This window comes from Citrobacter tructae (assembly GCF_004684345.1).
GTDB lineage: Bacteria > Pseudomonadota > Gammaproteobacteria > Enterobacterales > Enterobacteriaceae > Citrobacter > Citrobacter tructae.
In genome coordinates this window covers 2,383,203-2,409,015 of record NZ_CP038469.1, presented here as the reverse complement: position 1 = coordinate 2,409,015, position 25,813 = coordinate 2,383,203, and the positions used below count along the sequence as shown (strand labels likewise).

Annotated in this window: 27 protein-coding genes; 15 read left to right on the top strand and 12 right to left on the bottom strand. The window is 48.6% G+C overall.

The window, feature by feature from the left end:
• Window positions 1–16 precede the first annotated feature (16 nt).
• The 10 genes from E4Z61_RS12350 to flgA form a co-directional block, all read right to left on the bottom strand.
• Window positions 17–658: an acetyltransferase gene (locus E4Z61_RS12350; RefSeq protein ID WP_167817552.1), complete on the bottom strand. Its 642-nt coding sequence runs from the start codon at window positions 656–658 to the stop codon at window positions 17–19.
• Window positions 651–1,724 (bottom strand): N-acetylneuraminate synthase, encoded by a 1,074-nt coding sequence (neuB, locus tag E4Z61_RS12345; protein WP_135323026.1) that lies wholly within the window; start codon window positions 1,722–1,724, stop codon window positions 651–653. The genes E4Z61_RS12350 and neuB overlap by 8 nt, the downstream gene beginning before the upstream one ends.
• 6 nt (window positions 1,725–1,730) lie before the next feature.
• Window positions 1,731–2,879 (bottom strand): UDP-N-acetylglucosamine 2-epimerase, encoded by a 1,149-nt coding sequence (gene neuC / locus E4Z61_RS12340; protein WP_240703871.1) that lies wholly within the window; start codon window positions 2,877–2,879, stop codon window positions 1,731–1,733.
• 11 nt (window positions 2,880–2,890) lie between these two features.
• A complete protein-coding gene (locus E4Z61_RS12335; RefSeq protein ID WP_135323024.1) occupies window positions 2,891–4,039 on the bottom strand; it encodes a LegC family aminotransferase in 1,149 nt (382 codons plus the stop codon).
• 15 nt (window positions 4,040–4,054) lie between these two features.
• Window positions 4,055–5,245 (bottom strand): UDP-N-acetylglucosamine 4,6-dehydratase, encoded by a 1,191-nt coding sequence (locus E4Z61_RS12330; RefSeq protein ID WP_135323023.1) that lies wholly within the window; start codon window positions 5,243–5,245, stop codon window positions 4,055–4,057.
• A 234-nt stretch (window positions 5,246–5,479) separates the two neighbouring features.
• The gene (locus tag E4Z61_RS12325) at window positions 5,480–8,029 is read right to left on the bottom strand and encodes a glycosyltransferase (RefSeq protein WP_135323022.1); all 2,550 of its coding nucleotides are present in this window, start codon (window positions 8,027–8,029) and stop codon (window positions 5,480–5,482) included.
• A gap of 56 nt (window positions 8,030–8,085) precedes the next feature.
• Complete coding sequence (locus tag E4Z61_RS12320) at window positions 8,086–9,030, bottom strand: lysine-N-methylase (protein WP_135323021.1); 945 nt, start codon at window positions 9,028–9,030, stop codon at window positions 8,086–8,088.
• A gap of 133 nt (window positions 9,031–9,163) precedes the next feature.
• Window positions 9,164–9,592 carry a flagellar protein FlgN gene (gene flgN, locus E4Z61_RS12315; RefSeq protein WP_135323020.1) on the bottom strand — a complete coding sequence of 143 codons (429 nt, stop codon included), beginning with the start codon at window positions 9,590–9,592 and terminating at the stop codon, window positions 9,164–9,166.
• A 12-nt stretch (window positions 9,593–9,604) separates the two neighbouring features.
• Entirely contained in the window at window positions 9,605–9,892 is a 288-nt protein-coding gene (gene flgM / locus E4Z61_RS12310) for a flagellar biosynthesis anti-sigma factor FlgM (protein WP_135323019.1), read from the bottom strand.
• A 96-nt stretch (window positions 9,893–9,988) separates the two neighbouring features.
• A complete protein-coding gene (flgA, locus tag E4Z61_RS12305) occupies window positions 9,989–10,759 on the bottom strand; it encodes a flagellar basal body P-ring formation chaperone FlgA (RefSeq protein WP_135323018.1) in 771 nt (256 codons plus the stop codon).
• A gap of 82 nt (window positions 10,760–10,841) precedes the next feature.
• Here flgA and flgB point away from each other — a divergent pair, with 82 nt between their 5' ends.
• From flgB to E4Z61_RS12245, 12 genes are all read left to right on the top strand, one after another.
• Window positions 10,842–11,189: a flagellar basal body rod protein FlgB gene (gene flgB / locus E4Z61_RS12300; RefSeq protein ID WP_135324934.1), complete on the top strand. Its 348-nt coding sequence runs from the start codon at window positions 10,842–10,844 to the stop codon at window positions 11,187–11,189.
• A gap of 2 nt (window positions 11,190–11,191) precedes the next feature.
• On the top strand, window positions 11,192–11,623 hold the full coding sequence (gene flgC, locus E4Z61_RS12295; protein WP_135323017.1) for a flagellar basal body rod protein FlgC: 432 nt from the start codon (window positions 11,192–11,194) through the stop codon (window positions 11,621–11,623).
• On the top strand, window positions 11,623–12,507 hold the full coding sequence (locus tag E4Z61_RS12290; RefSeq protein WP_135323016.1) for a flagellar hook capping FlgD N-terminal domain-containing protein: 885 nt from the start codon (window positions 11,623–11,625) through the stop codon (window positions 12,505–12,507). The genes flgC and E4Z61_RS12290 overlap by 1 nt, the downstream gene beginning before the upstream one ends.
• Before the next feature lie 26 nt (window positions 12,508–12,533).
• The gene (gene flgE, locus E4Z61_RS12285; protein ID WP_135323015.1) at window positions 12,534–13,766 is read left to right on the top strand and encodes a flagellar hook protein FlgE; all 1,233 of its coding nucleotides are present in this window, start codon (window positions 12,534–12,536) and stop codon (window positions 13,764–13,766) included.
• Window positions 13,767–13,777: 11 nt separating this feature from the next.
• Window positions 13,778–14,515 (top strand): flagellar basal body rod protein FlgF, encoded by a 738-nt coding sequence (locus tag E4Z61_RS12280; protein WP_135323014.1) that lies wholly within the window; start codon window positions 13,778–13,780, stop codon window positions 14,513–14,515.
• A 16-nt stretch (window positions 14,516–14,531) separates the two neighbouring features.
• Entirely contained in the window at window positions 14,532–15,317 is a 786-nt protein-coding gene (gene flgG, locus E4Z61_RS12275) for a flagellar basal-body rod protein FlgG (protein ID WP_135323013.1), read from the top strand.
• A gap of 67 nt (window positions 15,318–15,384) precedes the next feature.
• Complete coding sequence (gene flgH, locus E4Z61_RS12270) at window positions 15,385–16,050, top strand: flagellar basal body L-ring protein FlgH (RefSeq protein WP_135323012.1); 666 nt, start codon at window positions 15,385–15,387, stop codon at window positions 16,048–16,050.
• Between the two features lie 14 nt (window positions 16,051–16,064).
• Window positions 16,065–17,186, top strand: a complete 1,122-nt coding sequence (locus E4Z61_RS12265; RefSeq protein ID WP_135323011.1) for a flagellar basal body P-ring protein FlgI — start codon at window positions 16,065–16,067, stop codon at window positions 17,184–17,186.
• A gap of 8 nt (window positions 17,187–17,194) precedes the next feature.
• Window positions 17,195–17,497, top strand: a complete 303-nt coding sequence (locus E4Z61_RS12260; RefSeq protein WP_205746896.1) for a rod-binding protein — start codon at window positions 17,195–17,197, stop codon at window positions 17,495–17,497.
• A 98-nt stretch (window positions 17,498–17,595) separates the two neighbouring features.
• The gene (gene flgK, locus E4Z61_RS12255; protein WP_135323009.1) at window positions 17,596–18,972 is read left to right on the top strand and encodes a flagellar hook-associated protein FlgK; all 1,377 of its coding nucleotides are present in this window, start codon (window positions 17,596–17,598) and stop codon (window positions 18,970–18,972) included.
• A 17-nt stretch (window positions 18,973–18,989) separates the two neighbouring features.
• Window positions 18,990–19,919, top strand: coding sequence for a flagellar hook-associated protein FlgL (gene flgL, locus E4Z61_RS12250; RefSeq protein WP_135323008.1), 930 nt, complete (start codon window positions 18,990–18,992; stop codon window positions 19,917–19,919).
• Window positions 19,920–19,944: 25 nt separating this feature from the next.
• Window positions 19,945–20,946: a flagellar hook-associated protein gene (locus E4Z61_RS12245; RefSeq protein WP_135323007.1), complete on the top strand. Its 1,002-nt coding sequence runs from the start codon at window positions 19,945–19,947 to the stop codon at window positions 20,944–20,946.
• Window positions 20,947–20,948: 2 nt separating this feature from the next.
• On the opposite strand, the gene E4Z61_RS12240 is transcribed toward E4Z61_RS12245, so the two are convergent.
• Both E4Z61_RS12240 and E4Z61_RS12235 read right to left on the bottom strand, forming a co-directional pair.
• On the bottom strand, window positions 20,949–21,428 hold the full coding sequence (locus tag E4Z61_RS12240; protein ID WP_135323006.1) for a hypothetical protein: 480 nt from the start codon (window positions 21,426–21,428) through the stop codon (window positions 20,949–20,951).
• Window positions 21,406–22,368 carry a transcriptional regulator gene (locus E4Z61_RS12235; protein WP_135323005.1) on the bottom strand — a complete coding sequence of 321 codons (963 nt, stop codon included), beginning with the start codon at window positions 22,366–22,368 and terminating at the stop codon, window positions 21,406–21,408. Before E4Z61_RS12235 ends, E4Z61_RS12240 begins: the two co-directional genes overlap by 23 nt.
• Window positions 22,369–22,939: 571 nt before the next feature.
• On the opposite strand from E4Z61_RS12235, the gene lafA reads away from it, so the two are divergent.
• The 3 genes from lafA (at window position 22,940) to fliS (ending at window position 25,810) form a co-directional block, all read left to right on the top strand.
• Window positions 22,940–23,842, top strand: coding sequence for a lateral flagellin LafA (lafA, locus tag E4Z61_RS12230; RefSeq protein WP_135323004.1), 903 nt, complete (start codon window positions 22,940–22,942; stop codon window positions 23,840–23,842).
• A gap of 201 nt (window positions 23,843–24,043) precedes the next feature.
• On the top strand, window positions 24,044–25,384 hold the full coding sequence (fliD, locus tag E4Z61_RS12225; RefSeq protein WP_135323003.1) for a flagellar filament capping protein FliD: 1,341 nt from the start codon (window positions 24,044–24,046) through the stop codon (window positions 25,382–25,384).
• 33 nt (window positions 25,385–25,417) lie between these two features.
• Entirely contained in the window at window positions 25,418–25,810 is a 393-nt protein-coding gene (gene fliS / locus E4Z61_RS12220; RefSeq protein ID WP_135323002.1) for a flagellar export chaperone FliS, read from the top strand.
• Window positions 25,811–25,813 lie beyond the last annotated feature (3 nt).

The following is a 25,813-nucleotide window of genomic DNA, read 5'->3' as shown; positions in this document are numbered from 1 at the left end:
CTTGAAGAGACTGGAGTTAGTAATGACTTTTATTGCTGGGGTACACAATATGGTGTGATGCAATATCTTTTGTTATTACTGTTCCAGCACCAATAATTGTTTTTTCGCCAATTCTGATATTTTGAATGATGACAGCACCGGCACCAATGAATGTGCTGGTTCCGGTGCTAACACCACCGCAAAGAATGGCACCAGGAGCAATATGGTTATGCTTGCCGATTGTACAGTCATGCTCAACGACTGAACGGGTATTGAGAATACTGTTGTCACCGATATGGACACCGATTTGTATTATGGTACCGGGTAGAATTTGAACGCCTTCCCCCAAAGTGATGGAGGAGGATATAATTGCGTGTTTGGAAATAATGCTCTTAAACTGATACCCTAGCGTTGTGTATTCGGTATATATATGTTCTCTCCGCAGTGAGTAAGGAAACATACCGATGCCATTAATTAAAATAACATCATTCGGATGGTTGGTCTTGGTGAACTCATTATCACTGATGACATCGATTCCCTTGAATATCATTCGTTCTCTGGGAATGTGAGGAGCAACAATCAGATCAATTGTCTCATTATTTTGTTGTAATATATCAAACAATGCTGCAGCATGTCCGCCTGAACCGAGCATAACGATTTTTCGTAATGTCTTACTCAATGATAATATCTCCAGGTTGGTAGTCTCTTGTTGCATTTTTTTTCAGGACATCCCAATATGAGTAAGGCGACATACCAACGCCGGGTCTTTTTATCATTACATTGTCCTCAGTAAAACATTCCCCTGAACGAATCTCTTGGGCAGCAACCAGACTCTTTCTAACGATATGTTTATTTTTGGATTCTGATGCCGTTGCCGCTTTAATTTTATGGCCTAGAGCCTGTTCGATTTGGCGAATCGCCGTAATCATTTCTGCCAATTCTTCAGATGTCAGGGAAGCTTTATGGTCTGGTCCTTCCATATTTTTATTGAGTGTAAAGTGCTTTTCAATAACAGTAGCACCCCTGGCCGCAGCGGCGACAGGAATGTAGATTCCTTCACTATGGTCGGAATAGCCAGTAGGAAGATCGAATGCAGAACTTAACGTATCGATGACCTGTAAATTAATCTCATTTATCGGTGCCGGATATTCTGTTGTACAGTGGAGCAGTATGACTTTTTGCTTTAACGCTTGTTGGCCTTCAGCAGAAATGTAGGCTTTTTCAAATGATGCGTAACAGGGATATTCATCCTCTGGCGTAGTAAAGCCAAAAGCCATAACGCTAAGGGCTGATTCAATTTCAGATAACGAGGCCATGCCAGTAGAAACAATGATGTTGCAGCCGCTCCTCGCATACTCCAGAACCAGTGGAGCGTTGGTCAATTCGCCGGAGGGTAATTTTAAACGTGTTAACCCCAGATCGTGGACGAGAAAATGGAGACTTTCTGAGTCGAATGCCGTAGAGAGAAACTCTATCCCCAGCGAATGACAGTATTTTGCCAGTGTGTGATGAGCGTCCCACGAAAGTTCAAGTCGGCTAAGCATCGCGAGCTGTGATTCTTGTTTTTGCGTATTGGCAATTTGATAATCAGCCTGTTGAGCATGTTCAGTGACAAGATTATGGGCCTTAAATGTTTGAAATTTAATAATGTCCGCACCTGCTTTATGTGCAGCATCTACAAGTTCAAACGCCAGTTGTTCATCTCCGTTATGATTAACACCCGCTTCTGCAATAATTAATGTCATTGTTATTCACTTCAGATCGTAAAATGTTTTCTGGGAACTAAATTGTGTTGATTTAATCATGGTCAGAATCTTTGCACTGGCATCACCTTGTCCATAGGGGTTAATAATGATTTCATCGGCAGTTTTATAAGTATGATTGAGTGCTTGATGAATGGTTTGGACGATATTCTCGGTGATAACGGGACTGTGGAGAACGCTTTTAGCGGCGATTCGTCCACGTTGTCTTTCGCCAATGTTTACTGTCGGAACATGAAATGCAGGAGCTTCAATAATGCCGCTGGAAGAATTACCGATTAATGCAGCAGCGTGCTTGATGGCGCTGAGATAACGATGCTGTCCAAGGGATGGGATCGCAAGGACGCGTTGCGGATTTCTTTGCGCATACTTTTCCAGTTGGTTAATGATCTTCCTGCCACCATCGTCAGCATTTGGCCAGGTTAAAATAATCTGATATTCAGGAAAGGCATCCAGCGCGGATAATAATTGGCTAAAACTCTCCTGCGCAGGTTCATTGCCTAATGTTACCGGGTGATAGGACACCAAGAAGTAGGGACGCTGCAACGCAAAGTTGAGTGAAGATGCTAATTTATCTAAGGCTAGGAACGAACTTCTTTGCAGATGATCAAGCCCTACCGCTCCGACGTTTACAACTCTGGAAGGCGCTTCGCCCAACTGGATAACCCGATGGCGATGTACTTCAGTCGAGACGCCATGGAGGTAACTAAGTTTGGTGATAGCATGGCGAATTGCATCATCATATGCCCCTTCGGTTATTTCGCCGCCGTGCAGATGCATGACTGGAATACGAAGGAACATCGCTGTTTGTGCTGCAGCAAGCGCTTCAAACCGATCGCCTAATAGGATTAAAAGATCGGGTTGAAGTCGCATTAAAGCATCAGAAAACCCAAGTATTCCCAGCCCTACGCTTTTGGCCACACCGACAGCAGAATCTGAAGAGAGTAAAATTTCTATTTTCTCATCAATGAGAAACCCATCTTTCTCTATTTCCTGCCAGGTAAAACCAAATTCAGGAGAGAGGTGCATCCCGCTAACCAATAATTGAAGTTGGAGTGTCGGGTCTGCCTGGATATCTTTCATCAACCAGTACATCAGTCCATATTCTGCACGGGTACCGGTAAATACGGCTATTTTCATTCTTGTTGATATCATAATAAATTGGATGCTGAGCTGGGTAAATTAACCAAGCGCTCTTCTATATAGATTGATTGTGTTAAGTCACCGCGCATAGCATGAGAGAACATAGGCAAGCGATGCATGAGTTTCCATGCCGGACGGACCATCACTTTTGCCATATTCATTTGATAAAGAAATGCCTTTTGGGCCTCTTTATTTTCACAGATGACGGCGTTTAGCCAGTAATTTGACTGTGCATAGGCAGGTTCTTTAACAAATTTAAACGCAGAATCACTGAAGAATTCTGCATAACGCATAGCCAGCGTTCGCTTTTGCTGAAGAAACCTATTCAGATGTTCCATTTGACCACATCCCAGCGCCGCATTCAGATTAGGCATGCGGGAATTGAATCCCGGTTCATCATGAAAGAACTCATAAGGATGGGGTACTTTAGCCGTCGTGGTTATGTGCTTGGCTCTGATACCGGCATCGGCATATTTACACAAAACCATGCCACCGCCACCGGTGGTTATCACTTTATTACCATTGAAACTGAGTACACCATATTTTCCGGCAGTACCGGTATGTGTATCTTTATAAAATGAACCCAGGCTTTCTGCGGCATCTTCAATCAAGGTAATATGCCATTTGTTACATACGGCGAGAATTTCATCAAGTTCGACGGGGTGACCAAAGGTGTGCATGGGAACTGCCGCGCGGATAGTTCTTCCTGTTTTTTTATGAATACATTCATTTTCTATGCGCTCTGCGTTTTCGTCTAACCAGTTCTCCATTGCTACCGGGCAAAGCCCCAGACTTGTTTTAGATATATCGATAAATACAGGTTCAGCGCCAAGGTGATAAAGCGCGTTGCAGGTAGCCACAAAGGTTAAAGCTTGAGTGAGCACAAGATCATTGCGTCCCACTCCAGCAAGATAGAGCGCAGTACTGAGTGCCGCGGTGCCATTAACTGTAGCGATGGCTCTTGCGGTTCCGGTATAACGCTGTATTTTACTTTCGAAGTCGTCAACATACTTTCCGACACTGGAAACAAAGGTACTGTTCAGCGTATCAAGGACATATTTTTTTTCATTACCCTCAAAAGAGGGAGCATGCAGTGGAATAAAATTATTGGTTTTATAGGTGTCGCGAATAAAATCGATGACTAACTGACTGTTCATCGTAAAATACCTTTGTTACATTTTTCCATCAAGATATTTCCCTGTCTCTTTATGTGCAAAGTCTGGGATCATCGTAAAAAACAATCTAATAAAGTCTTCTTTATTCCACTGCAGTTCATTACGCATGGTGTTAATTTTAGACTCAAAGCGTGTTAGCAATGCATTGTCATAACTAAGGGCGTTTTTAATAACGCCGATTTTTGCATATCGATCCATGTCTAACTTTTCATTAGCGGTAAAAAACTCTTCGAAATCTTTTTCACCGGTAGTATCACTGGATGTAAATAAGCATGGCCATTTTCCTTTTTCCGGGAGAGATTTTGCCAGTTCGCGCGCTTCATCTTCTGATTGGCATAGCCAGGGTTCGAAGCCTCGCTGTTGCAAATAGCGTACGGCAATATCGGAAAATGATATCAAGTGTTGTTGTGGGTCCAATTTAGGAAAGAAGATATCCCGGTTATCTCCAAAAATGCAGGATAGCAAACAAAGCTCGCCCGATTCCTGCGGAGTGACAAAGTAGCGCTTAATATCATTGGGCGCAACGAGAGGTTGTTGTTTATTAAGCCGCTGTTTAAATCCATGTAACAGTGAACCGTCGGAGAATGCGACATTTGCAAAGCGCGCCGTTGAGATATCAATCTGTTCACTTTGTCGCATTAAAAACATTTCCATGATGTGTTTTGATGCACCCATCATGTTGACCGGATTCGCTGCCTTATCTGTGGAAACGCAAAAATATTTTTTAGCGTTTGCGGCGATCGATTGGCTTATAGATTTTTCAGTATTGAGAATATTAACTTCAACCATCCGCATTAAAGTAAAAGGATCTTTCTCACTGCGGACATGCTTTAGCGCGGACAAGTTGAGGATATAATCATATTTACCGTCAGATTTGATAAACGCATCATATGTCAGTGACCCAATATCTAAGACAAAGGTTTGAAAATCACCTTCAGTATAACCACATGAGCTTCTGATATCGCGAACCAACTCAACCATGTTGTTTTCGCTAATGTCAACAATGTGTAACTTTTTAGGCTGACGTTTGAATATTTCTTTCGTTACCGCTTGGCCAATAGATCCGGCTCCGCCGAGCACAAGAAAACTCGAATTTGCGATTATGGTTTTTAATTCTTTTTCATGACTGGCGATGTCATTGGCAAATAAATTATATTCTCTACCAATTAACTGTGAGATGTTATTCATTGTGAGTCTACCGAACAAAAATATTGCTTAGGGTGTTTGTGTTGCATAAATGTTCTAAAAGAGAGTAAAAAAATTCATGACAACCTGTTTTGTTAATGATATGAATTTGTATTCTATCATTTTCAGGCACGCTACCGCCCTGACTTTACGGTGGTGTTGACCCGTGAAATCATGGTGCTGCGATCTTATTTTTTACACCAATCCTGGTTGGTGTGTTTAACCTGTTATAAGAGATTATTTTTCTGAGAATGATATATTTTTAGCGAATAGTTTTTTCCGTAGACTCACTAATAGTCTATTTCTTTCATTTATGTCGGAATGCTTAATACTATCCATAATGGTGAGTGCTGCTCTTTCACCTGCTTTTCCATCCATAAACGCATCACAATACTGGCTACGGATGTTATCGATGGATTTTTGCAGCGTTGACCAGTCAAACGTATCAGCGAGAAACGACCTTAATTCGTTCATATCATAAGCAATGGGTGATATTTTTTGCGTGCATGGTGTCTGACTGTCCGTGGATGTTTTTGCACCAGAGATTGCGAGCTGAATAACCGGCTTGTTGATATGCAGGGCATCAAATGTACATTCGTCACTATCGGTCAGGATAAAGTCTGCTTTATCGAATACAGGCAGAACAAGATCGCAGGTGGTAATCTGTTTCTTAAACCAGCGATTCATAAGGGTCAGCATTTTTTCACCCTCACTTGCGTAAGGCACCGTATGTTGGACCAGAAGCAGAAGGTTGTAACCATGGCTCAGACGTGACAGTTTTTCCGCCCAAGAAGGAAGAGAGCTGGATAAGCCATAGGTTGGCACATACAAAATGGTCGGTTTTTTGGGATCGAGATTAAGGGTTGATGGCAGTGTCGATCTCTCATTTTTTGTATGCCAGTCATCAAAGCGCGGGTTACCGACAATACGTGTACTGCCATTAATATCCAGTGCGCGTTGGGTATAAGGCGCAAAGCAAAGTATGAGCTGATAAAACGTGTTCCACCACGCATGGCTCCAGGCCTCATTAACCAGACCGTGTATTGCTCGTACATGAATGTCAGCCAGTCCGTTGAGTTGTGAAATATAGTAAGGGCTGATCAGGCATTTATAGCGCTGGCGTGTCTGCAACATGCTGGAGAGTAGATTCCCGCCCAGATCAGAATTGCTGATAGTTTGTATCAGGTTCAGCATGTCGTCCCGCAAGGGTTTTGGCATGCGATCATTGATTAACAACGAACAACGCTGCCCTTGGGACTGAAGCGCCGCAATAATAGGGCGGTAGATTTGGTAGTGGAAGGTCGTTTCCATAAAGAAACCGATCGTTTCGCCGACGCTATTGGGGGCCGCTTGACTGATTGTTTTGGTGGTCGCTGGGCTTTTATTTATTTTATTGAAATAAAATCGAATATTATCTGTTTCTTTATTTTCGATGTCACTATACCCCATACGCTGATAGCAAATGCTCGGGTAGCATGCTAGCCATTTACCTGCGCTTAACAGTGGTTGCCATTGTTCTTCAAGCGAATCAGAGAGGTCGTGCTCCATTTGTTGAAACAGCTCAGAGTAATAATGGCTGTTGACCAGATATGCACAGACTTTCTGGCAATCACGAGCATGGATCATCCCATTCAGACTTTTTAACTCGTTTCCGTATTTAATTTCACCGCCGAGAAGAATCACCTCCCACGGGAATTTAGGCAGGGCATTAAACAGTGAATTAAGTACCCGAATATGTTTTTCCTGTTTCAGGATAACGGCGTCATCCTCAAGCAGCAGGTAATTTTTCCACCCCATTTGTTGTGCCAGCTTGAGTGCTTGAAGATGGGACTGGCATCTTCCGGTTCGCCCATTTATCGCCTCACTAGCAGACAGTCGGGTTATTTTTTCTGCGGGGAAATGCAGTTGTGCCAGCTCTTGCTGGATAAGCGCCAGACGATCCGTACGTGAATCCAGATTCACGATCACCACCTGCTCGATGTAATCCCACTGGATCGGCTGATGATGGGTGGCGTTATGCAGGCTTTGATACCAGTTTTTCAGCATCGGGTCTGCAATCGCCTGTGCCAGCGAGGTTTCCAGTGGCTCGCTGCTACCCAGCACAAAGTCTTTATCGAACGTATTTTGGCTGTGTGAGATACAAATAATGGTGCGCTCGCCCGGCAATTGCAGCGGATTGGCCGTGAAGCGATTAGTGAAGCCTTCCTCTTCACCTAAATTACACTCATCTTCATAGCGGTGTTTTTTCAGGTAATTACGATGGTAGCAGAAGGTACCGTTGAGAATATTTTGCGGGCCAAAGCTGCGTGTTTTGAATATCCGGTTAATGTGGCTGTACCAGATAGGTATTTGATCGGAGCCGGAAATGAGTGCCCGATGACGTTGCATCATCTCAATGGTGTAAGAAATTTTATCTGCCGGATAATAGTCGTCATCGTCCATGCAGAGAATATATTCCCCCTGGGCCAATTCATTGAGCATATTGCGCTTTTTACCCAGATCGAGTTTTTCCGGGTGATAGATATAGCGAATATTAAATTTCTCGGGATGATTCTGCGTCAACCTGTCGATGATCGACTGGTGACTCTGGGGGGAATCATCTAGGATCACCAATTCTCTGCGATCGGCTGGATAATCCTGATAACGGTACATATAGAGTAAATAAGGTAAAAATGCGGCGCGGTTCCACGTTGGCGTGATGACGCTGACAAAAGGTTTTTCGCGGCCAGTTTCCAGAGTTTTGACAATGCCAGTCAGGGCGGCGCGTGCTTTAGATGATTCAGACATTTTGATGTGTATTCGCGATTCGAAAAAAGACCGGGCGTTCACCCGGTCAACAGGCGCTAACGTGTAAGCAGGGAAAATGCCGAGAGCAGAGGGGCTCCTGGCAGTATGTCCAGAATATGCTGGCGTACTGAGACGGCATCGCCGCTGTTGCGCCAGTCTTCAAACAGGGCAAAAAGGGCATAAATATCGTCATGGCTCAGCGTGGAATCATCCATTGTCCACAGACAAAATAATGTACGAATCATAAAGACGTCGGCGACCAGCCAGAAGTAACGCTGGAGAGCACTTTCGCTGTCATGTTGCGGGAAAACGTCATGGTAAAGACGGTAAATCAGATAGTTACTGAAAAGCCACGGCTCTTGCGTGAAATAGCGTTCATTGGTTTTCAGCCATTGATCCTGGAGCTGCTGCTGGAGTAAAGCTTCACTGTTGGCATCTTGCAGCATTAACAGACTTACCTGCAGAGGCAATGTCAGTTTACGCGTACTTTCCGGCAGCAGATCCCAGTTGAATTCACAGCTGCCTATACGGGTGATGAGTTCACGCTGAAGCTGAGGCAGGCTGGGCAATTGTGCAAACTGATCCTGCAGTTTCCCCTCTTGCACGTAGCTCGCCAGAATCTGCGGTAGCGAGGCCAGTTTCTCCAGAACATCTTTATTGTCACCGGGGCATTTATCGGAAAAAGAGAGCATGATGCCCAGCGCATACAGGCGCAGTTCTGACGACAAACCGGGCAGGGTGATGGTATTCAGGGCTGACTGATTCAATACCTGATCGCGTGGCGATAACACCGTGCCTTGCGCGTCAGATTCGCATTGCGTGGTATGCAGGACAAAAGCGTTGGGATCGCCTAACGCAGCCTGACAGCTTGCCGGGGAGGTGAGCGCCAGACTCTGACGAATTTCCGTGTCCCAGCACAGTCTGACATGTAATGCAGAATCCGGCTGACGGGATAAAAACAACCGGACAAAGTCAGGCTCATAGCAATCAATCATACTCATAATCTGTTCTCAGCAATCCCAATATTCAAAATCTTGCTAATACATTGCAATATCCATGCCTGAAATTTATTTTTAATAATATCAACTGGTTGGGTTTTGCGCGGAAAGCCAGTTTCCGCGACAAGGAAGGTTTTTAACGGTGGTAAATAAAATCAGGCTCAGTGCCTAAAAAAGTCTGAATAAATTCATACTGGCGGATCAGTAGCTCGCCATTTTTTTCGTTGTAGGATTTGCAGCGTTCTGCTTTTTGCTCAAGATTTTGCCACCGACCGTGTGCGGCATTTTTTTGCAGCGTGGGTAACCAGCTAAATACCTGCTCCAACCCGGCGCGATTGATGCTCACGCCCAACAGTTGCAGGATTGAACGACGCTGCTGGCTGTTGTTTTTCAACTGTTCATAGTGCTGTTGAATGATGTCATTTACCGCCAGTAACTCTTCACTGGAGCGACGGATCATACACAGACGCTGTTGCTCAAGCTGGGCCCGAAGCGTGTCATACAGCATCTCGTCTTCACGAATGCCCTGAAGCAGGCTCTTCACCTGCTGTAGCCTGGTGCTCACTTTTCTGGCCTCTTATTTCTGAAAAAAGCTGAGCATATCGCCAGCCAGTTGATCGTTATCAACCTGCATGTCGCCTGAGGCCAGCATGGCCTGCATTTGCGCCACTTTGTCGTAATCAACGTCGCTTTGCGCATCGCTGTCCAGCGTTTGCTGCGCCGTTTGTAATCCGGCCTGGGTAATGTCATCGGCGGAAATTACCGTGGTACTGGTCGTACTGATCGGTGCGGTGCTCTTGTCTGAACGTTCCGTTCCGCTCGCCGTTGTCGGGCGATTGCCTGGCAGAGTAGGTGTAATTTTCATATCAACCTCGTAAATCTTCCGTTGGGTTGTTTATCTGTTATTGGGAATAAGCGACCGCTCCGGGGGAAAACTTTAATTCCGTCATAAAATATTGCCTTACTGCTCTGCGGTCAGCGTAGTGACCACGCCCGTATCATCCACCACGCCGCTGATTACCCGCTGGCTGCTGCTGTTACGGATTTTTATCACATCCCCTTTACGACCATTCTTCAATGCCACGCCTGGCATGGAAGCGGTGATCCCTGCCGTACGGGACACGATCATCACCGGTTGGTCGCGTTTGACCAGCACGGGCAAGACCAGTTCGCTGCGGGTAAGCGGTTTGCCTGGCTGCAGGGCGCGCTTACTGGTGAGACCAATTGCCTCATCCATATTCATCATCAGCCCTTCGCGTTGACCGCTGATATTGAATTTTTTGAGCTGCAGGTCGTCGGCGGTGATCACCGTATCGCGTGCAATCAGCGACTTTGGCATCACCACCGGAACCGACACGTCGGGACGCACCGCAACGTTGAATTGCCAGCCCGCGCTGCCAGGGCAGCTCACAACAAAATTCATTCGCGTTAAGGCTTTCTCCGGAGATGCGCTGGAGGTGACCTGAGGTGGCGAAGGGCATAGTGCGCTGGTGCTTACCGCGGAGGGGATATAGATATTGAAGGTGTAGCGATAGTCATGCCATTGCTGCCTCTGCGCTAAAGAGTCAATGACATGGCTAGCGGCATTGAGTACCTGCGCGCTGATTTGCTCCCGGGCGCTGTGCTGAACGGGATGGACGGCGGCGTGCACGGGTAAGGCACAGCATAACGCCAGTAGGATTTTTGCGACAAAGGGGAAAGACGATTTCCTTCGGTGCGTCGGTAGTTTCATAAAATCATTTCTCATCAATCACTTAAAAGTTGGCATGTATATTGCAAATAACAGCGATATTGATGCAGGAGTGATGCAAGAAATGGGAATCAGTTTTCAGCAGGCATTGGGTGTACATCCGCAGGCAGTGAAGTTACGTCTTGAGAGGACCGAGCTACTGACTGCGAATCTGGCAAACGTCGATACACCAAATTTCAAAGCTAAAGATATTGATTTTGCCGCTGAGATGCAACGGGCAAGTCGCACAAATGTTCAGCCCGAGGTTGAGGTGCAATACCGTGTGCCGATGCAGCCTTCAGAGGATGGCAATACCGTAGAGCTGAATACCGAGCAGGCCCGGTTTTCGCAAAATAGTATGGATTATCAAAGCAGTCTGACTTTTTTGAATCTGCAACTTAGCGGCATCAAAGAAGCCATCGAAGGAAAATAACCATGTCGTTTACTGATATTTATCAGATTTCCGGTTCGGCGATGACGGCGCAGACCATTCGCCTGAACACCGTCGCCAGTAACATGGCGAATGCGGAATCTCCGGCCAGCAGCGAGGCGCAGGCTTACAAAGCGCGCAGCCCTGTATTTGCCGCGGTTTACAACAATAGTCTGATTGGTGGGCACAACCGTCACGCCATTGATGGCGCCAGCGTTCAGGTGCAGGACGTGATGCAAAGCGGCGGCGCGGTGAAGCGTTATGAGCCTCATCATCCGATGGCGGACCAGAACGGCTACGTCTGGTATCCGGATGTCAACGTGGTGGAGCAAATGGCCGACATGATGTCCGCGTCACGCGATTTTGAAACCAACGTGGATGTGCTGAATAACGTCAAAAGTATGCAGCAAAGCTTACTTAAACTAGGAGAAGTGTAATGAATACCCTGGCGCTGTATGCCCAATCTCAGGCTCTGGCTTCCTCTCAGGAGAAGACGGCGGTTGCAGACAATAATGTGGGCGCCACGTCGCAAGACACTAATCTGGGGGACAGCAGTTCCTCCTCAACCTCCGGCACAACGGATACCAGCGGCACCAGCAATACGCCGACCACCACCACATCCACAGAAACGTCAGGGGTAGAAACCTTCCTGACGCTGTTCGTGGCGGAAATCGAAAACCAGGACCCCACAAACCCGACCGATCCGACTGCTTATATCGATCAGCTCTCCTCAATGGCGCAGGTGGCAATGATGGAAGAGATGAGCGTGCAGGCGAATACCAATGCTGTGTTGATGAGCAACATCCAGGTGATGGCGCTAGGGAATCTGGTGGGGGACGACATTATGGTGCAGGCCACCACGCTGGATATCGAAGACAACACGAAGGCGATTCAGGGGCGCGTCACACTGGATGATGGTTGTACTGATGTTGATCTGCATTTCACCGATGAAGCGGGTGATGACTACACCGTTTCGCTTATCCCCGAAGGCGAAACATCTGTCGGGCCTGGGCAAGTGGATTTCGATATTAATCCGGCTGATTACGGTATTCCGCCGGGGGATTACAACGTGTCTGTGGTGACGAATACCGGAGAAGAAGAAGTCCCGATCGAGGTGACCGGAGAAGTTAAAGATGTGCGTATTCCGCTCGATGGCAGCACGCCGGTGCTCAACGTTGACGGCGTTGGTGAAGTGCCTTTCACCATGATTACCCAGTTTGGGATACCGGATAGCACCGACGGAAGCGGCGGTTCCGATGACACGACGCCACCGGATACTGACGGCGGCAGTGATAATTCCGACAGCGATAACACGATCTGATTTAGTTTATATTACAGGAATAAACAATGAGTTATGAAATTGCAGCGACGGGGCTGAACGCCGTCAATGAACAGCTTGATGGCATCAGTAACAACATCGCTAACTCCGGTACCGTCGGTTACAAATCGATGACCACTCAGTTTTCCGCGATGTATGCCGGAACGCAGGCGATGGGCGTGAGTGTGGCGGGTTCCGCGCAAAGTATCTCCACCGGCGGCTCAATGGTCTCTACCGGCAATGCGCTGGATCTGGCGATCAACGACGATGGTTTTTTTGTCATGTGCGACAGCGCAGGGAACATCTCCTATACCCGCGCCGGTTCTTTTGTGACTGACAAAAACGGCTATATCATCAATGCGTCAGGCGATTACCTGCAAGGCTATCCGGTTGATGACAGCGGCACGCTGCAAACCGGTACCGTGACCGACATTCAAATTAAAACCGGCAACATCCCGGCGCAGGCCACTGACAGCATGACCTTCACGGCCAACTTTAATGCCAGTGATGACATTATTAGCCGTACAGGTGACCCTACGGCCGACCCTGTAGTTCCTGCCGTGCCCTTTGATCCGAACAACAGTGATACTTACACCGACAGCTACACCACCACCGTGTATGACTCACTGGGCAATGAACACTCCGTCAGCCAGTACTTTACCAAAACGGCGGATAACACCTGGGAAGTGCAGTACACCTTTGATGGCGAGCCGCAGAGCGGTGTACCTGCAACCACGCTGACCTTCGATCCGAACACCGGCAAGCTGACGTCTCCGACGACGCCGCAAACCATTACCTTCACCACCGATGAAGCCGCGCCGATCTCAATGACCGTCGACTACTCCGATTGTACCCAATACGGCTCTGACTTCTCGGTCACCACCAACTCCGCAACCGGATATGCCTCCGCAACGCAAAACGGCGTGCAGGTCGATGACGACGGTAAAGTTTACGCCACTTATAGCAACGGTGAACGCATGCTGCAGGGTCAGGTTGTATTGGCCACCTTCCCGGACGAAAACGGACTGGAAGCGGTAAGCGGTACAGCCTGGGTGCAGACGGGCGAATCCGGTACGCCGCTGATTGGCGTCCCAGGCTCTGGTTCTTGCGGTACGCTCTCTTCCGGCATGCTGGAGAGTTCAAACGTCGATATCACCAACGAACTGGTCAACCTGATGACCGCCCAGCGTAACTACCAGGCGAACACGAAAGTGATTTCGACCAGTACGCAGTTGGATCAGGCTCTCTTCCAGGCGATGTAAGGCGTTAAGAAATGGATCGGTTGATATATACCGCGCTGAGCGGAGCCACTCAGACACTGCAAGAACAGCAGATTAGCGCCAACAACCTTGCCAACGTGAACACCAATGGTTTTCGTGCTGATATGGCGATGGCGAGTAATGACAAGGTGAAGGGCGGCGGATTCGATACGCGTTTCATGGCGAAGGAAAGTCCAAGCGGCGTCAATGACAGCACCGGTGTGGCGGAAAAAACAGAGCGCCCGCTGGATGTGTCTATTCAGGGCGCTGGCTATATCGCCGTGCAGAATAAAGCCGGAAACGAAGTTTATACCCGTAACGGCAATATTCAGCAGGACGACCAGGGGCAACTGACCATCGACGGCAATATTGTCCTCGGCGATAACGGCCCGATCATTTTGCCGCCCAACGCGATTGCCTCTTTCGGCAGCGACGGTACGCTCTCAGTCACGCCCGATGATGGTGATGTTACTGCCACGATGGATATCGACCGTCTGAAGCTGGTGGATATTCCGGTCGCGAATCTGGCGAAAAACACCGAAGGCATGCTGGTGACGGCTGACGGCGTACCGGCGCAACGTGATGAAAACATCAAAGTGAGCGGCGGGTTTCTGGAAAGCAGTAACGTGTCTGCGGTCAGCGAAATGATGTCGTCCATTGCGATGAATCGCCAGTTTGAAGCGCAAATCAAGATGATGAAAACCGCCGAGGAACTGAGTGACTCGGGCAACCGGCTGTTACGTGGCTCTTAATCAGGAATAAAGTTTTATGAATGCAGCGTTATGGATCAGTAAAACCGGCCTGTCGGCACAAGATGCTGAGATGAGTGCGATTGCCAACAACATCGCCAACGTCAACACCACCGGCTTTAAGCGTGACCGCGTGATGTTCCAGGATCTGTTTTATCAGACTCAGGAAGCACCGGGCGCGATGCTCGATCAAAACAACATCATGCCGACCGGAATGCAGTTCGGTAGCGGTGTGCGCATCGTCGGTACGCAGAAAACCTTCACCGAAGGTAACGTTGAAACCACCGATAACTCGATGAATGTCGCCATCATGGGGCAGGGATTCTGGCAGGTACAAAAGAGCAATGGTGACATTGCGTATACCCGCGATGGCAACCTGCAGGTGAATGCCGACGGCGTGCTGACCAACTCGCAAGGGTTACCTTTACAGCCGGAAATCGATATTCCAGCGGGTTCAACGAGTATCGCGTTTGCCCCCGATGGTACGGTGACAGCCATCGTCCCTGGCGACAGTGAACCGACCGAAATGGGGCAGCTGACGTTGGTGAACTTCGCCAATCCGGCAGGCCTGTCAGCCGAAGGCGACAACCTGTACATGGAAACGACCGCCAGTGGTCAACCGACGGAAGGCATTCCGGGGGAAGATGGCTTAGGTCAGCTGCAGGACAACGCGCTGGAAGGCTCGAATGTGGATATCGTCAACGAAATGGTGGCGATGATCACCGTACAGCGCGCCTATGAGATGAACGCCAAAATGGTCTCTGCAGCAGACGATATGCTGCAGTTTATTAGTCAGACGCTGTAAAGCAACGTGGTGAAATGCCGGATAAGCGGCAGCGCCATCCGGCAAATTTAAAGTAAACAGGCAGAACGTGAAAAATTATCTCTGGCTGATGGTACTGCTCCCCCTGTTAAGTGGGTGTGAATCGCAGGCTATCATGGTCAAAAAAAATGACGAATTCTTTGCTCCCCCTAAAACGGAGGCACAACCGACGGCGGATGGCCGGGCGGGGGGCGTGTTTGAAACAGGCTACAAGTGGTCACTGACGGCGGACCGCCGCGCCTATCGGGTCGGGGATATCCTGACCGTTATGCTGGAGGAATCGACCCAATCCAGCAAACAGGCGAAAACCAATTTTGGCAAAAACAACACTGTTGATATTGGCGCGCCGACCCTCTTTGGTCACACCAAAGATAATTTGTCTGCCTCAGTTGATGCCAACCGTGATTTTAACGGTACGGCGACTTCGCAACAGCAGAACAGCTTACGCGGCGAAATTACGGTGTCTGTGCACTCGGTACAGTCGAACGGCATTCTGGAAATTCGCGGTGAAAAATGGCTCACCCTTAACCAGGGGGATGAATATATTCGCCTGAGTGGGCTGGTGCGTGCCGATGACATTCAGAACGATAACTCGGTCTCCTCGCAACGTATTGCCGATGCGCGAATCTCGTATGCAGGGCGTGGAGCACTCAGCGATGCCAACGCGGCGGGCTGGCTGACGCGTCTGTTTAACCATCCTCTCTTCCCGATCTAATGCAGGATTTTGATATGCAACACTTAAGCGGGCGCTGGATGAAGGCGTTAAACGGCATTGTTATCGCCCTGAGCCTGGTTCTACCCGGCACGACGCAGGCGCAATCTCTGGAGTCGCTGGTTAACGTCCAGGGGGTCAGGGAAAACCAACTCGTCGGCTACAGTCTGGTCGTCGGCCTGGACGGCACCGGCGATAAAAACCAGGTCAAGTTCACTAACCAGACTATCACCAACATGCTGCGTCAGTTTGGCGTTCAGTTACCGAGCAAAATCGACCCGAAGGTGAAGAACGTCGCGGCGGTGGCGGTCAGTGCGATGCTTCCGCCAATGTACTCGCGTGGGCAGACCATTGATGTCACGGTCTCTTCTATTGGCGATGCCAAAAGCCTGCGCGGCGGCACGCTATTGCTCACACAATTGCATGGTGCAGATGGGGAAGTGTACGCCCTTGCGCAGGGTAGCGTGGTGGTTGGCGGGATGAATGCGACCGGGGCCAGCGGCTCCAGCGTTACCGTTAATACCCCAACTGCCGGGCTTATTCCTAATGGTGCGTCGGTCGAGCGTGAGATCCCCAGCGACTTCCAGATGGGTGACACCATTACGCTTAATCTGAAACGTCCTTCTTTTAAAGATGCTAATAACATTGCCGGAGCGATCAACGCCGCGTTTGGCGGTATCGCCACGGCGCAAAGCTCGACCAACGTCAGCGTTCGCGCGCCAACCAGCCCTGGCGCACGCGTTGCCTTTATGTCTCAGCTTGATGACGTGCAGGTGCAGGCCGAAAAAGTCCGTGCTCGCGTGGTGTTTAACTCGCGTACCGGCACGGTGGTGATGGGGGACGGTATCGCCCTGCACGCTGCGGCGGTATCCCACGGTAGTCTGACGGTTTCCATCAACGAAAGCAGTAATGTCAGCCAGCCGAACGCCTTTGCTGGCGGTCGTACCGCGGTCACACCACAAAGCAATATTTCGGTGAACCATGCGCGACCGGGAATGATTACTCTGCCGGAGTCCAGCAGTCTAAAAACACTGGTTAACGCACTCAATAGTTTAGGGGCGACACCGGACGACATCATGTCCATTTTACAGGCGTTGCATGAAGCTGGCGCACTGGATGCCGACCTGGAGGTTATTTAATGTCCGACATCAAGGTGAACCGTAGCGGCGGCATTGACAGCAGCGATGCGTTAATGGGCCCCAAAATCAAAGACAACGATTTGCAAAAAGCTGCCCAGCAGTTTGAAGCCATTTTCTTACGCAACATGCTGAAAGAAATGCGTAAAACCAATGAGATCTTTGACTCGAAAGACAACCCGTTTAACAGCGACTCGGTGCGCATGATGCAGGGGTTTTATGACGATCAACTGTGCAACAGCCTTGCCCAGCAGCACGGCATTGGAATTGCGGAGATGATCGTCAAACAGCTCTCTCCTCAGCACAAAGGATAAAGGTTGCGCGGCGGCTTAAGAACTGAGGTTTTTAAGCCGCTTTTAATCTGCAAGGTTGTTAACGACAGACCGGGCAACAGGCCGGCAAGGACTCTTTGATGGATATGATTAATATTGGCTACAGCGGCGCATCGACAGCGCAGGTGGAGCTGAACGTCACTGCGCAAAACACCGCCAACGCGATGACGAATGGTTACACAAGACAGGTTGCTGTCACCAGCAGCATTGGTGCCAGCTCTGGTTCGTCAAACAGCGCCGGTAATGGTGTGCAGGTGGATAGTATTCGCCGCGTATCAAATCAGTATCAGGTGAATCAGGTCTGGCATACGGCCAGTGATTTCAAGTACTACGATTCTCAACAAGGGTATCTGACCGCCCTGGAATCTGTACTTAATGATCCTAATAGCGGTTTAAGCAGCGGGTTTGATAACTTTTTTGCCGCGCTGAACGAAGCAACAACCAGCCCGGATGACTCAGCTCTGCGTGAGCAGGTGATAAGTGAAGCGGGGTCGCTGGCGCTGCGTGTGGATAACACGCTGAGTTATATCGACTCGCAAAGCAGTGAGATTGTGAGTCAGGAGCAGGCAATGGTGGCTCAGGTGAATACCCTGACCAGCGGCATTGCCGGTTATAACCAGCAAATCACCGAGGCAGAAGCTAACGGGGATAACGCGTCAGCGCTGTACGATGCCCGCGATCAGATGGTTGAACAGCTTAGCGAAATCATGGATGTTCAGGTCAATATTGATGATGAAGGCAACTATGACGTTACGCTGCAAAATGGGCAGCCCTTGGTGAGTGGGCAGGAGAGCTCAACGATTGCGTTGGAAACTAACGCCGACGGCACGCAGAGCATGTCATTGACGTTCGCCGGAACGACTTCGTCGATGACCACCGATACAGGTGGCGCTTTGGGAGGGCTATTCGATTACCAGAATCAATTATTAACCCCATTGTCGGATAGCATCGACAGCATGGCGGAGCAGTTTGCGGATGCGGTGAATACCCAGCTTGCAAAAGGTTATGACCTGAACGGGGCTCCTGGTGAGCCGTTGTTTATTTATGATGAAAATTCAGAAGATGGTCCCCTGGAGGTTAACCCGGATATCACGGCCGATGAACTGGCATTTTCCAGCTCACCGGATGAAAGCGGCAATAGCGATAACCTGCAGGCGCTGATCAACATTTCTACCGAACCGCTGGAAATTGATGGTCTGGGAAGCGTGACCGTCGGTGAAGCGTGCTCATCGATCATCAGTAATGTCGGTATCTACAGCCAGCAGAACCAGACGGAAGCGAGTGCTGCCTCGACAGCACACTCCGAAGCAGTGAACCAACGGAGCAGCGTCAGCGGCGTCAGCATGGATGAAGAGGCGGTGAACCTTATCACCTATCAGCAGATGTATGAGGCCAACCTGAAAGTGATTTCAACGGGTGCCGATATTTTCGACTCTGTGCTGGAAATGTGTAGCTAACCTGGAGGGGTATTAGTATGCGAGTCTCTACTCAACAATCTTATGTGTCTATGACGCAGAGTTTTAACAACCTTTCCAGCGAACTGTCTCATGTCGTTGAGCAAATGGCGACTGGAAAAAGTATTCTGCTTCCGTCGGACGATCCGATAGCGGCCACCCGCATTACTCAGCTTAATCGCCAGCAATCTGCCATTGACCAGTATCAAAGCAATATTGACTCAGCGTCGGCGGGGATGAGCCAGCAGGAATCGATTCTGGATGGGGTTAACAATAATCTGTTAGCAATACGCGACGATTTGCTGGAAGCGGCAAATGGCACCAACACCGCTGATTCGTTAGCCAGCCTGGGTCAGGACATTCAGTCGATGACCGAAGCCATGGTATCGGCATTGAATTACCAGGACGAAGACGGTCACTATGTGTTTGGCGGGACGGTCAACGATCAGCCGCCGATTGTCGCGGTGGATGATGATGGTGATGGTGTGACCGACAGCTATACCTATCAGGGCAATAGCGACCATCGCCAAACGACGGTATCCAATGGTGTAGAGGTGGATACCAACGTTGCGGTCAGTGATTTCTTCGGCGACAGTCTGGATGTGTTGAACACGCTCACCTCATTATCGAAAGAGCTTCAGGACCCATCGGTTGATCCTGCCGATCCACAGGTGCAAACCGATATTACGAATGCGATCGATACGGTGGATGACGCCTCTGATTCACTTAATGCATCTATCGCTTCGTTGGGGGGAACGCAGAATACGATGACCATGTTAAGCGGTGCCCAGACGGATATATCCACCTCTAACGATCAGCTAATCGGCCAGTTGAGCGATCTGGATTACGGTCCGGCGTCTATTGAATTTTCCGGACTGGAAATGGCGATGGAAGCCACGTTGAAAACCTACTCCAAAGTGAGTGAGTTAAACCTTTTTAGTGTGATTTAACAGTTAGCAACAGTTCAGGAACAGTATGCAGGTCGGTTTAAATACAACATCACTCTCCGGTAGCGGAGCGCTTAATCCTTCAGCTCAACAGCATGCTGTTGCGCAGAATGCCCCCGTCCGTCAAAAGTTACCCGCAACGGCGAGTGATTACCCGGCCTCTCCACTGATCACGACCCGGCCCCAGCGCTACAGCGTTCAGCTCAACGATCAGCTCACCACGCTGCAACAGGCCGATCACTATTTGGGGCAACTGGAGCAGCATTTGCTGGATTATCGCCATGCAGCACGTCGGGGCGGCCAGGCGCAGCAGCAGAAAGGGGCCGAGCTTACGCAGTGGCTGGAAAAACGACAGTCACTCTCTGGCGGGTCGGTTGACAGGCAACTGCGCCCGGTATTGCAGGGGGATGCCCGGGTTACGTTTCACTCGCCAGATCTTGCGAAAATGCTGCAAAAAAATGCGATGGGGTCGCGGATGTTTAGCGTCTCCGACGGACGGCAAACTCAACTCTCCGCCGTGGTGGTGGGAGACGATGTTGAGTCTGGTCAATATAAAATGATGATGAGCCATGCGCTGCGTCGTGTTGGTGTGCAGATGCACGAGCAGCAGGGGACGATTACCTTTTCCACCACGGAGAAACAGTGGCCGCAGGTGGTGCAGACACTGAGTGCCCGCGATGTGGAGACTCAGTCATCAACATTTACATCATTGAAAGTCTTCGCCGATTCCTCACGTGCCGAAGAGTTGTTGCAGAGTCTCTCTCAGGGTAGCTCCCGCATATCGGATGGGGTGCAACACGCGCTGGATACCCTTGGCGATCAGCGGGCGCAAATGGCCGCTCAGCAAGAGAAGGCCCGGCAACTCATTGACGGTATGGCACGTTTTCCGCAGGCAGAAAGTGCGGTAAAAGCCTCTGAGTCACTCGGCGGGGTATTAGATCATGCTAATCACAACTATCAGGTATTAGCCCAAGCGGTTAATGGACAGGCCAGACTTTCCAGCCAGACTGTCCGTAGTTTATTAAGCTAGCTCTAGTTCGGTTGGCATGCTGTCGTTGAGAATATAAATGCAGAGGGGTCTGTGACTAACAGACCTCCAACATCCTGAGTAAAGAGCAAATTTTGCTGTGGGTTTAAATGAATCCACCATGTATGCAGATTGTGCTCAACAACAAATGTACTAAAACCCGCTAAGCGAAGGTCGTCTTTATCCGCTTTCGCATCAGTAAAATGAAATTCACCCTGTTTAGACGAACTCGTAGAACGATTAATACATGCTGAGATCTTAAATGTTGAAGGCGCTTTGTTAATTTGGTCCAGAGGAATGAGCGTGAGGGTGGTGTTTTTGTTCTGCGGACTCATAATGAGCTCGTAATGTGCATTCTTTCCGCTGTTAAGATCGTAATTAGCAATGACCGTGTTCTCTATACGCGCATGAGCCATGACGGTAAAAAATAAAGTAACCATGCCCAGAGGGTAGAAAAAGTAATTATTTGCATTTTGGCATTTCATTTAACATTTTCTCCACTTCTTTAATTAAAACAGCATTCATTTCATTATCTTTATTTAGCCAGCTATTAAAGTTTAATGCTAACTGCCAACTGTCATTGCATTGATTGCTCAGCACAATATCAAGTGCAAATTTGCTCAGAGACACTCTGTAATACAAGGTCATTGAAGCATTGTGCGTAATCAAAAGTTGATTGATTTGTTGCATTCCAGGGAGAATATGTTGCGAAAAAAGAGACGGTGATGTCTTATTTTCATCTGGGTCGTAAAGATGGTAAACCGTAACACGGCTAGCATTCTCAATATTTTCTTTCACTAACTGTGGGGTTTCTTCTCTTTTCGTGGCGGATGGCGCTTTAAAATCAGACATCAGGACAAACAACAAAAGGGCGATGATGATGACGGGCAGCGTTATCAGAACGGCTCTGTAAGGATGACTTTTAGCACCCGATACCTTCTGACTTTCAACTTCTAATGCACTGTTTAATAAGGTTATTTGTGCTGTTTCTGGTGCTCCATGATGAGTGTTCATGTTTTCATCTGGCACGTCGTCTGCCGATAAAATAGCACTCTCTTTGGTTTCATCACTGGCGATGTTATCAACCACATTAATATTATGGTCAATGATTTCGGTCAGGTAATTTTTATTAAATAAGTACCCTTTTTTGGGGACCGTTTTAATAATTTCCTGTTGTTTACCATCATCATCGATAGCGACGCGTAAAGCATGAACGGCGGTGGGAAGACTATTTCCACCGACGATGCGATTCTTCCATACCGCAGTCATTAAAAACGAACGCGATAAGACGACATCGGCATTTTTAGCTAATGTCTCTAACAGAATAAAATGGTATTCGCCCAGGCGACGTGTCTCACCTGTTTCACAATGGATTAATGCATTAAGCGAAGAATCCATTCGCCAGTTATTGACTACAATACTCATGATTTTGTCTACTCGTGCAAGATTTTTTAAAGCCTTGATGCCACACCGTTAAAAATCAGTGCATTAAAACTCTGAAGAATTTGAGATATCTTTTTCTGGCTGACTGGATGAGAAGCGGCAGCCTAATCGGCATTGAGTGTTTTTTGTGCTGTCCGAAAAAGGACTTGAAATGTAACGAAAGTGCTTGATACTCACAATATAAAAGTACGTCGTATTTGCAACCAAATGTAAAATAAGGAATGGGTAGGGCGAATTAAGTGATTTTTGATTGAGTATAATCTTATCAATTTCATTGATTTAGTCGTCGATGTCTGGGTGGTCGTCTCATGATTAGATATTTCTAATAATCTTTTAATTAAAAATTGATTGGGCTAATTCTCATAGTGTGTGGTGCGAGGAGGGATAGCACGGGATGCTAATAAAAGCGCATGTTTACTTATGTCTATATCCTCCAGACGTGATGTTTTTAAACGAGTGCGAAATTTTTTTCGCAGTGCTTTAAGTTTTCCGAACGGGTGGTCGTTTTTACAGGGTATCGAAACGAAGATGATTATTCCCAAGGAGCAGTACCATGTTATCAATTAATACTAATACCGCATCAATGGCGGCTGTTAACGCAATCAACAAAAGCAGCGCATCTCTGTCCACTTCTATGGAACGTCTTGCAACGGGTAACCGTATCAACTCTTCTGCTGATGACGCCGCAGGCAAACAGATTGCCAGCCGCCTGACTGCACAGTCCAGCGGTATGGGCGTTGCGCTGAGCAACATTCAGGACGCAACGGCGATGCTGCAGACTGCAGATAGCATGTTTGACGAAATGACTGACGTTCTGGGTCGTATGAAAGACCTGTCCACGCAGGCAGCGAACGGAACCTACAACACCGACGACCTGCAGGCTATGCAGGATGAGTATGATGAACTGGGTCAGCAGATGTCTGACATGCTGCAGAACACCACCTACGGCGGGACTAACCTGTTCGGTACGGCTTCTGGTAGCAACACCGGTGCTTCTGGTCTGTTCCAGAGCTCAGTGACCTTCCAGGTAGGGGCTGAGTCTTCCGATACCATGACCGTTGATATTTCCACACAACTGGGCGATCTGGTCACTGCCCTGGGAGATGTGAGCGATTCTTTCTCTTCTGATCAGGCGGGTACTGGTGTTTCCGGTGGTACTGAACTGACCACTTCTGGTTCAGCTAACACCATGATCGGCACCATCCAGACTGCAATGGACGACGTTTCCAAGATCCAGTCCAAACTGGGTGCGTCTATCAACCGTCTGAATGACACCGCGAACAACCTGACCAGTATGCAGGACAACACGGAAGTGGCGATCGGTAACATTATGGATACCGACTACGCGACGGAAGCGTCGAACATGACCCAACAACAGGTGCTGATGCAAACCGGCATCACCATGCTGAAGCAGTCCAACAGCATGTCCAGCATGGTGTCCAGCCTGCTGCAGTAAATCTGTTCAGTGGTGACATTGCGCCATTCACAACACCGCCGTCTGGCGGTGTTGTGCTTTCAGCGGCAGAAAGTTGGTCTGGAAGCTTCCGGTCCAACGGAAATTTGATTTCCACGTGCTTAGCAATCAATTGATTTTAAATGAAATATAAAGCTGGCACACCTTTTGCTTTAGTAACGATAACGTCGCACGGAGTTATTCATGATTAACCCAAGAACCATGGCGAAAGCCGCAGCCTATGCCGATATCGCCACGCAGACCGCAAACCTGCAGCAGCAGCAAGCTGACCTGGATGCTGAAAGCAGCGGACTGGATTCGCTGAGCACGGCGTTAACCGATTTTCAATCGGCTATCGATGCGTTGAACAGTGATACCGACGGCCCGCTGACGTTTTCAGCGACGTCGAACAATGAGTCGAATACGGTGTCTGCCAACTCAGAAGCGCAGGCGGGAACGTACTCGTTTTATGTCAGCCAGCTGGCACAGGCGCAGCAGTCCACCTTCCAGATGGATGACAACGTATATGGTGCAAGTGGTACGTTTGAGCTGACTATGGAAGATGGCAGCACCATGGAGATCGATCTTTCTACCGCGGATAGTGACAATGATGGCTATATTGACGCTGCCGGGTTTGTCGATGCTATCAATAATTCCGATGAAAACCCGGGCGTTTCGGCTGCTCTGGTGAAAACAGACGGTCAGACAACCATTATGCTGACGTCTGATAGTACCGGTGCGCAAAGTGGTTTTACCATGTCAGTGGACCATGATCCGGCAACGAATGCAAAGGATGAAAATGGCAATCCAGTTATTCCTCTTGCACCTCTGGTTTCTACTACTCAAGCACAAGATGCTGAAATTCATCTGGGAAGTTCGACAGGTCCGGAAATCACTAGCAGCACTAATACCTTCGATGATGTGATCCCCGGCGTGACCATGACCTTCTCCGAGGTCAGCGATCCTGACGATCCCACCGATGTGACCACTTTTACCGTAGCGGAAGACTCCAGCGCTTCGCAGGCCAAGGTACAAACCTTTGTTGATGCCTATAACACATTGATCGACACCGTCGACTCATTAACCAGTAATGGTGGTGATGGCTCCAATCCCGGTGTTTTCGCGGGAGATGCAGGACTTAGCTCGTTGACCAACCAGCTTGACGATATTGCCCACTCTTACTACGACGGTGTGTCGATCGTGGATTACGGCATCTCGCTGGATTCTGACGGTCATTTGCAGATCGACTCAGATAAATTTAACGAAGAGATGGAAGCGAACCCGGATGGCTTGTCTTCTATCTTTGTCGGTGATGACAGTATGGTCGCCCAAATGGATGACCTGATGGACAGCTACCTTGATTCCAGTACCGGCATCATCACCATGCGTGAAGACAATATTGAGGATCAGCAAAGCAAAATTCAGGACGAAAGCGATCAGCTTACCCAAACCTACAACACCAACTATGAACGCTACCTGGAAGAGTACACCAATACGTTGATTGAAACGTACACCATGAAAGTGAGTATGGCCGCGTTTATGTAAGCGCCCGGTTTAGTAAAAGAATAGAGAGTCAACATGTACGACACGCAGGATGGTTATTCGCAATACAAAGAGATGGATCTTGCTGCTCGCACGGCTGCTGCTTCACCGTTAGAGCTGGTACTGGTGCTGTTCTCCGGTTTGATGGATGAACTGGAGCGCGCGAAAAGCCATATCGAGAACAAACGTTATGAGCGCAAAGCGCAAAGCATCAATAAATGTATCGATATTCTTAATGCTTTAACCAGTTCGCTGGAGTTTGAAACCGGTGGTGAACTGGTGGTGAACCTGTCACGGCTTTATGACCACTGTGTCTATCGACTGTATGAAGCCAGCGGCGAGCTGTCAATTGAGAAAATTGATGAGGTGATTGTCATTCTGACGAATCTTCGTACCGGCTGGGAAGGTCTGTCAGCCAAACTTGGATAACGT

Coding starts and splice junctions, on each gene's coding strand:
- fliS (WP_135323002.1), top strand. CDS start 25,418: ATGTACGACACGCAGGATGGTTATTCGCAATACAAAGAGATGGATCTT.
- E4Z61_RS12325 (WP_135323022.1), bottom strand. CDS start 8,029: ATGTCTGAATCATCTAAAGCACGCGCCGCCCTGACTGGCATTGTCAAA.
- flgG (WP_135323013.1), top strand. CDS start 14,532: ATGAATGCAGCGTTATGGATCAGTAAAACCGGCCTGTCGGCACAAGAT.
- flgE (WP_135323015.1), top strand. CDS start 12,534: ATGAGTTATGAAATTGCAGCGACGGGGCTGAACGCCGTCAATGAACAG.
- flgK (WP_135323009.1), top strand. CDS start 17,596: ATGGATATGATTAATATTGGCTACAGCGGCGCATCGACAGCGCAGGTG.
- E4Z61_RS12330 (WP_135323023.1), bottom strand. CDS start 5,245: ATGAATAACATCTCACAGTTAATTGGTAGAGAATATAATTTATTTGCC.
- flgA (WP_135323018.1), bottom strand. CDS start 10,759: ATGAAACTACCGACGCACCGAAGGAAATCGTCTTTCCCCTTTGTCGCA.
- neuC (WP_240703871.1), bottom strand. CDS start 2,879: ATGAAAATAGCCGTATTTACCGGTACCCGTGCAGAATATGGACTGATG.
- fliD (WP_135323003.1), top strand. CDS start 24,044: ATGATTAACCCAAGAACCATGGCGAAAGCCGCAGCCTATGCCGATATC.
- E4Z61_RS12320 (WP_135323021.1), bottom strand. CDS start 9,030: ATGAGTATGATTGATTGCTATGAGCCTGACTTTGTCCGGTTGTTTTTA.
- flgM (WP_135323019.1), bottom strand. CDS start 9,892: ATGAAAATTACACCTACTCTGCCAGGCAATCGCCCGACAACGGCGAGC.
- E4Z61_RS12290 (WP_135323016.1), top strand. CDS start 11,623: ATGAATACCCTGGCGCTGTATGCCCAATCTCAGGCTCTGGCTTCCTCT.
- neuB (WP_135323026.1), bottom strand. CDS start 1,724: ATGACATTAATTATTGCAGAAGCGGGTGTTAATCATAACGGAGATGAA.
- flgC (WP_135323017.1), top strand. CDS start 11,192: ATGTCGTTTACTGATATTTATCAGATTTCCGGTTCGGCGATGACGGCG.
- E4Z61_RS12235 (WP_135323005.1), bottom strand. CDS start 22,368: ATGAGTATTGTAGTCAATAACTGGCGAATGGATTCTTCGCTTAATGCA.
- E4Z61_RS12245 (WP_135323007.1), top strand. CDS start 19,945: ATGCAGGTCGGTTTAAATACAACATCACTCTCCGGTAGCGGAGCGCTT.
- E4Z61_RS12280 (WP_135323014.1), top strand. CDS start 13,778: ATGGATCGGTTGATATATACCGCGCTGAGCGGAGCCACTCAGACACTG.
- lafA (WP_135323004.1), top strand. CDS start 22,940: ATGTTATCAATTAATACTAATACCGCATCAATGGCGGCTGTTAACGCA.
- E4Z61_RS12335 (WP_135323024.1), bottom strand. CDS start 4,039: ATGAACAGTCAGTTAGTCATCGATTTTATTCGCGACACCTATAAAACC.
- E4Z61_RS12265 (WP_135323011.1), top strand. CDS start 16,065: ATGCAACACTTAAGCGGGCGCTGGATGAAGGCGTTAAACGGCATTGTT.
- flgL (WP_135323008.1), top strand. CDS start 18,990: ATGCGAGTCTCTACTCAACAATCTTATGTGTCTATGACGCAGAGTTTT.
- flgB (WP_135324934.1), top strand. CDS start 10,842: ATGGGAATCAGTTTTCAGCAGGCATTGGGTGTACATCCGCAGGCAGTG.
- E4Z61_RS12240 (WP_135323006.1), bottom strand. CDS start 21,428: ATGAAATGCCAAAATGCAAATAATTACTTTTTCTACCCTCTGGGCATG.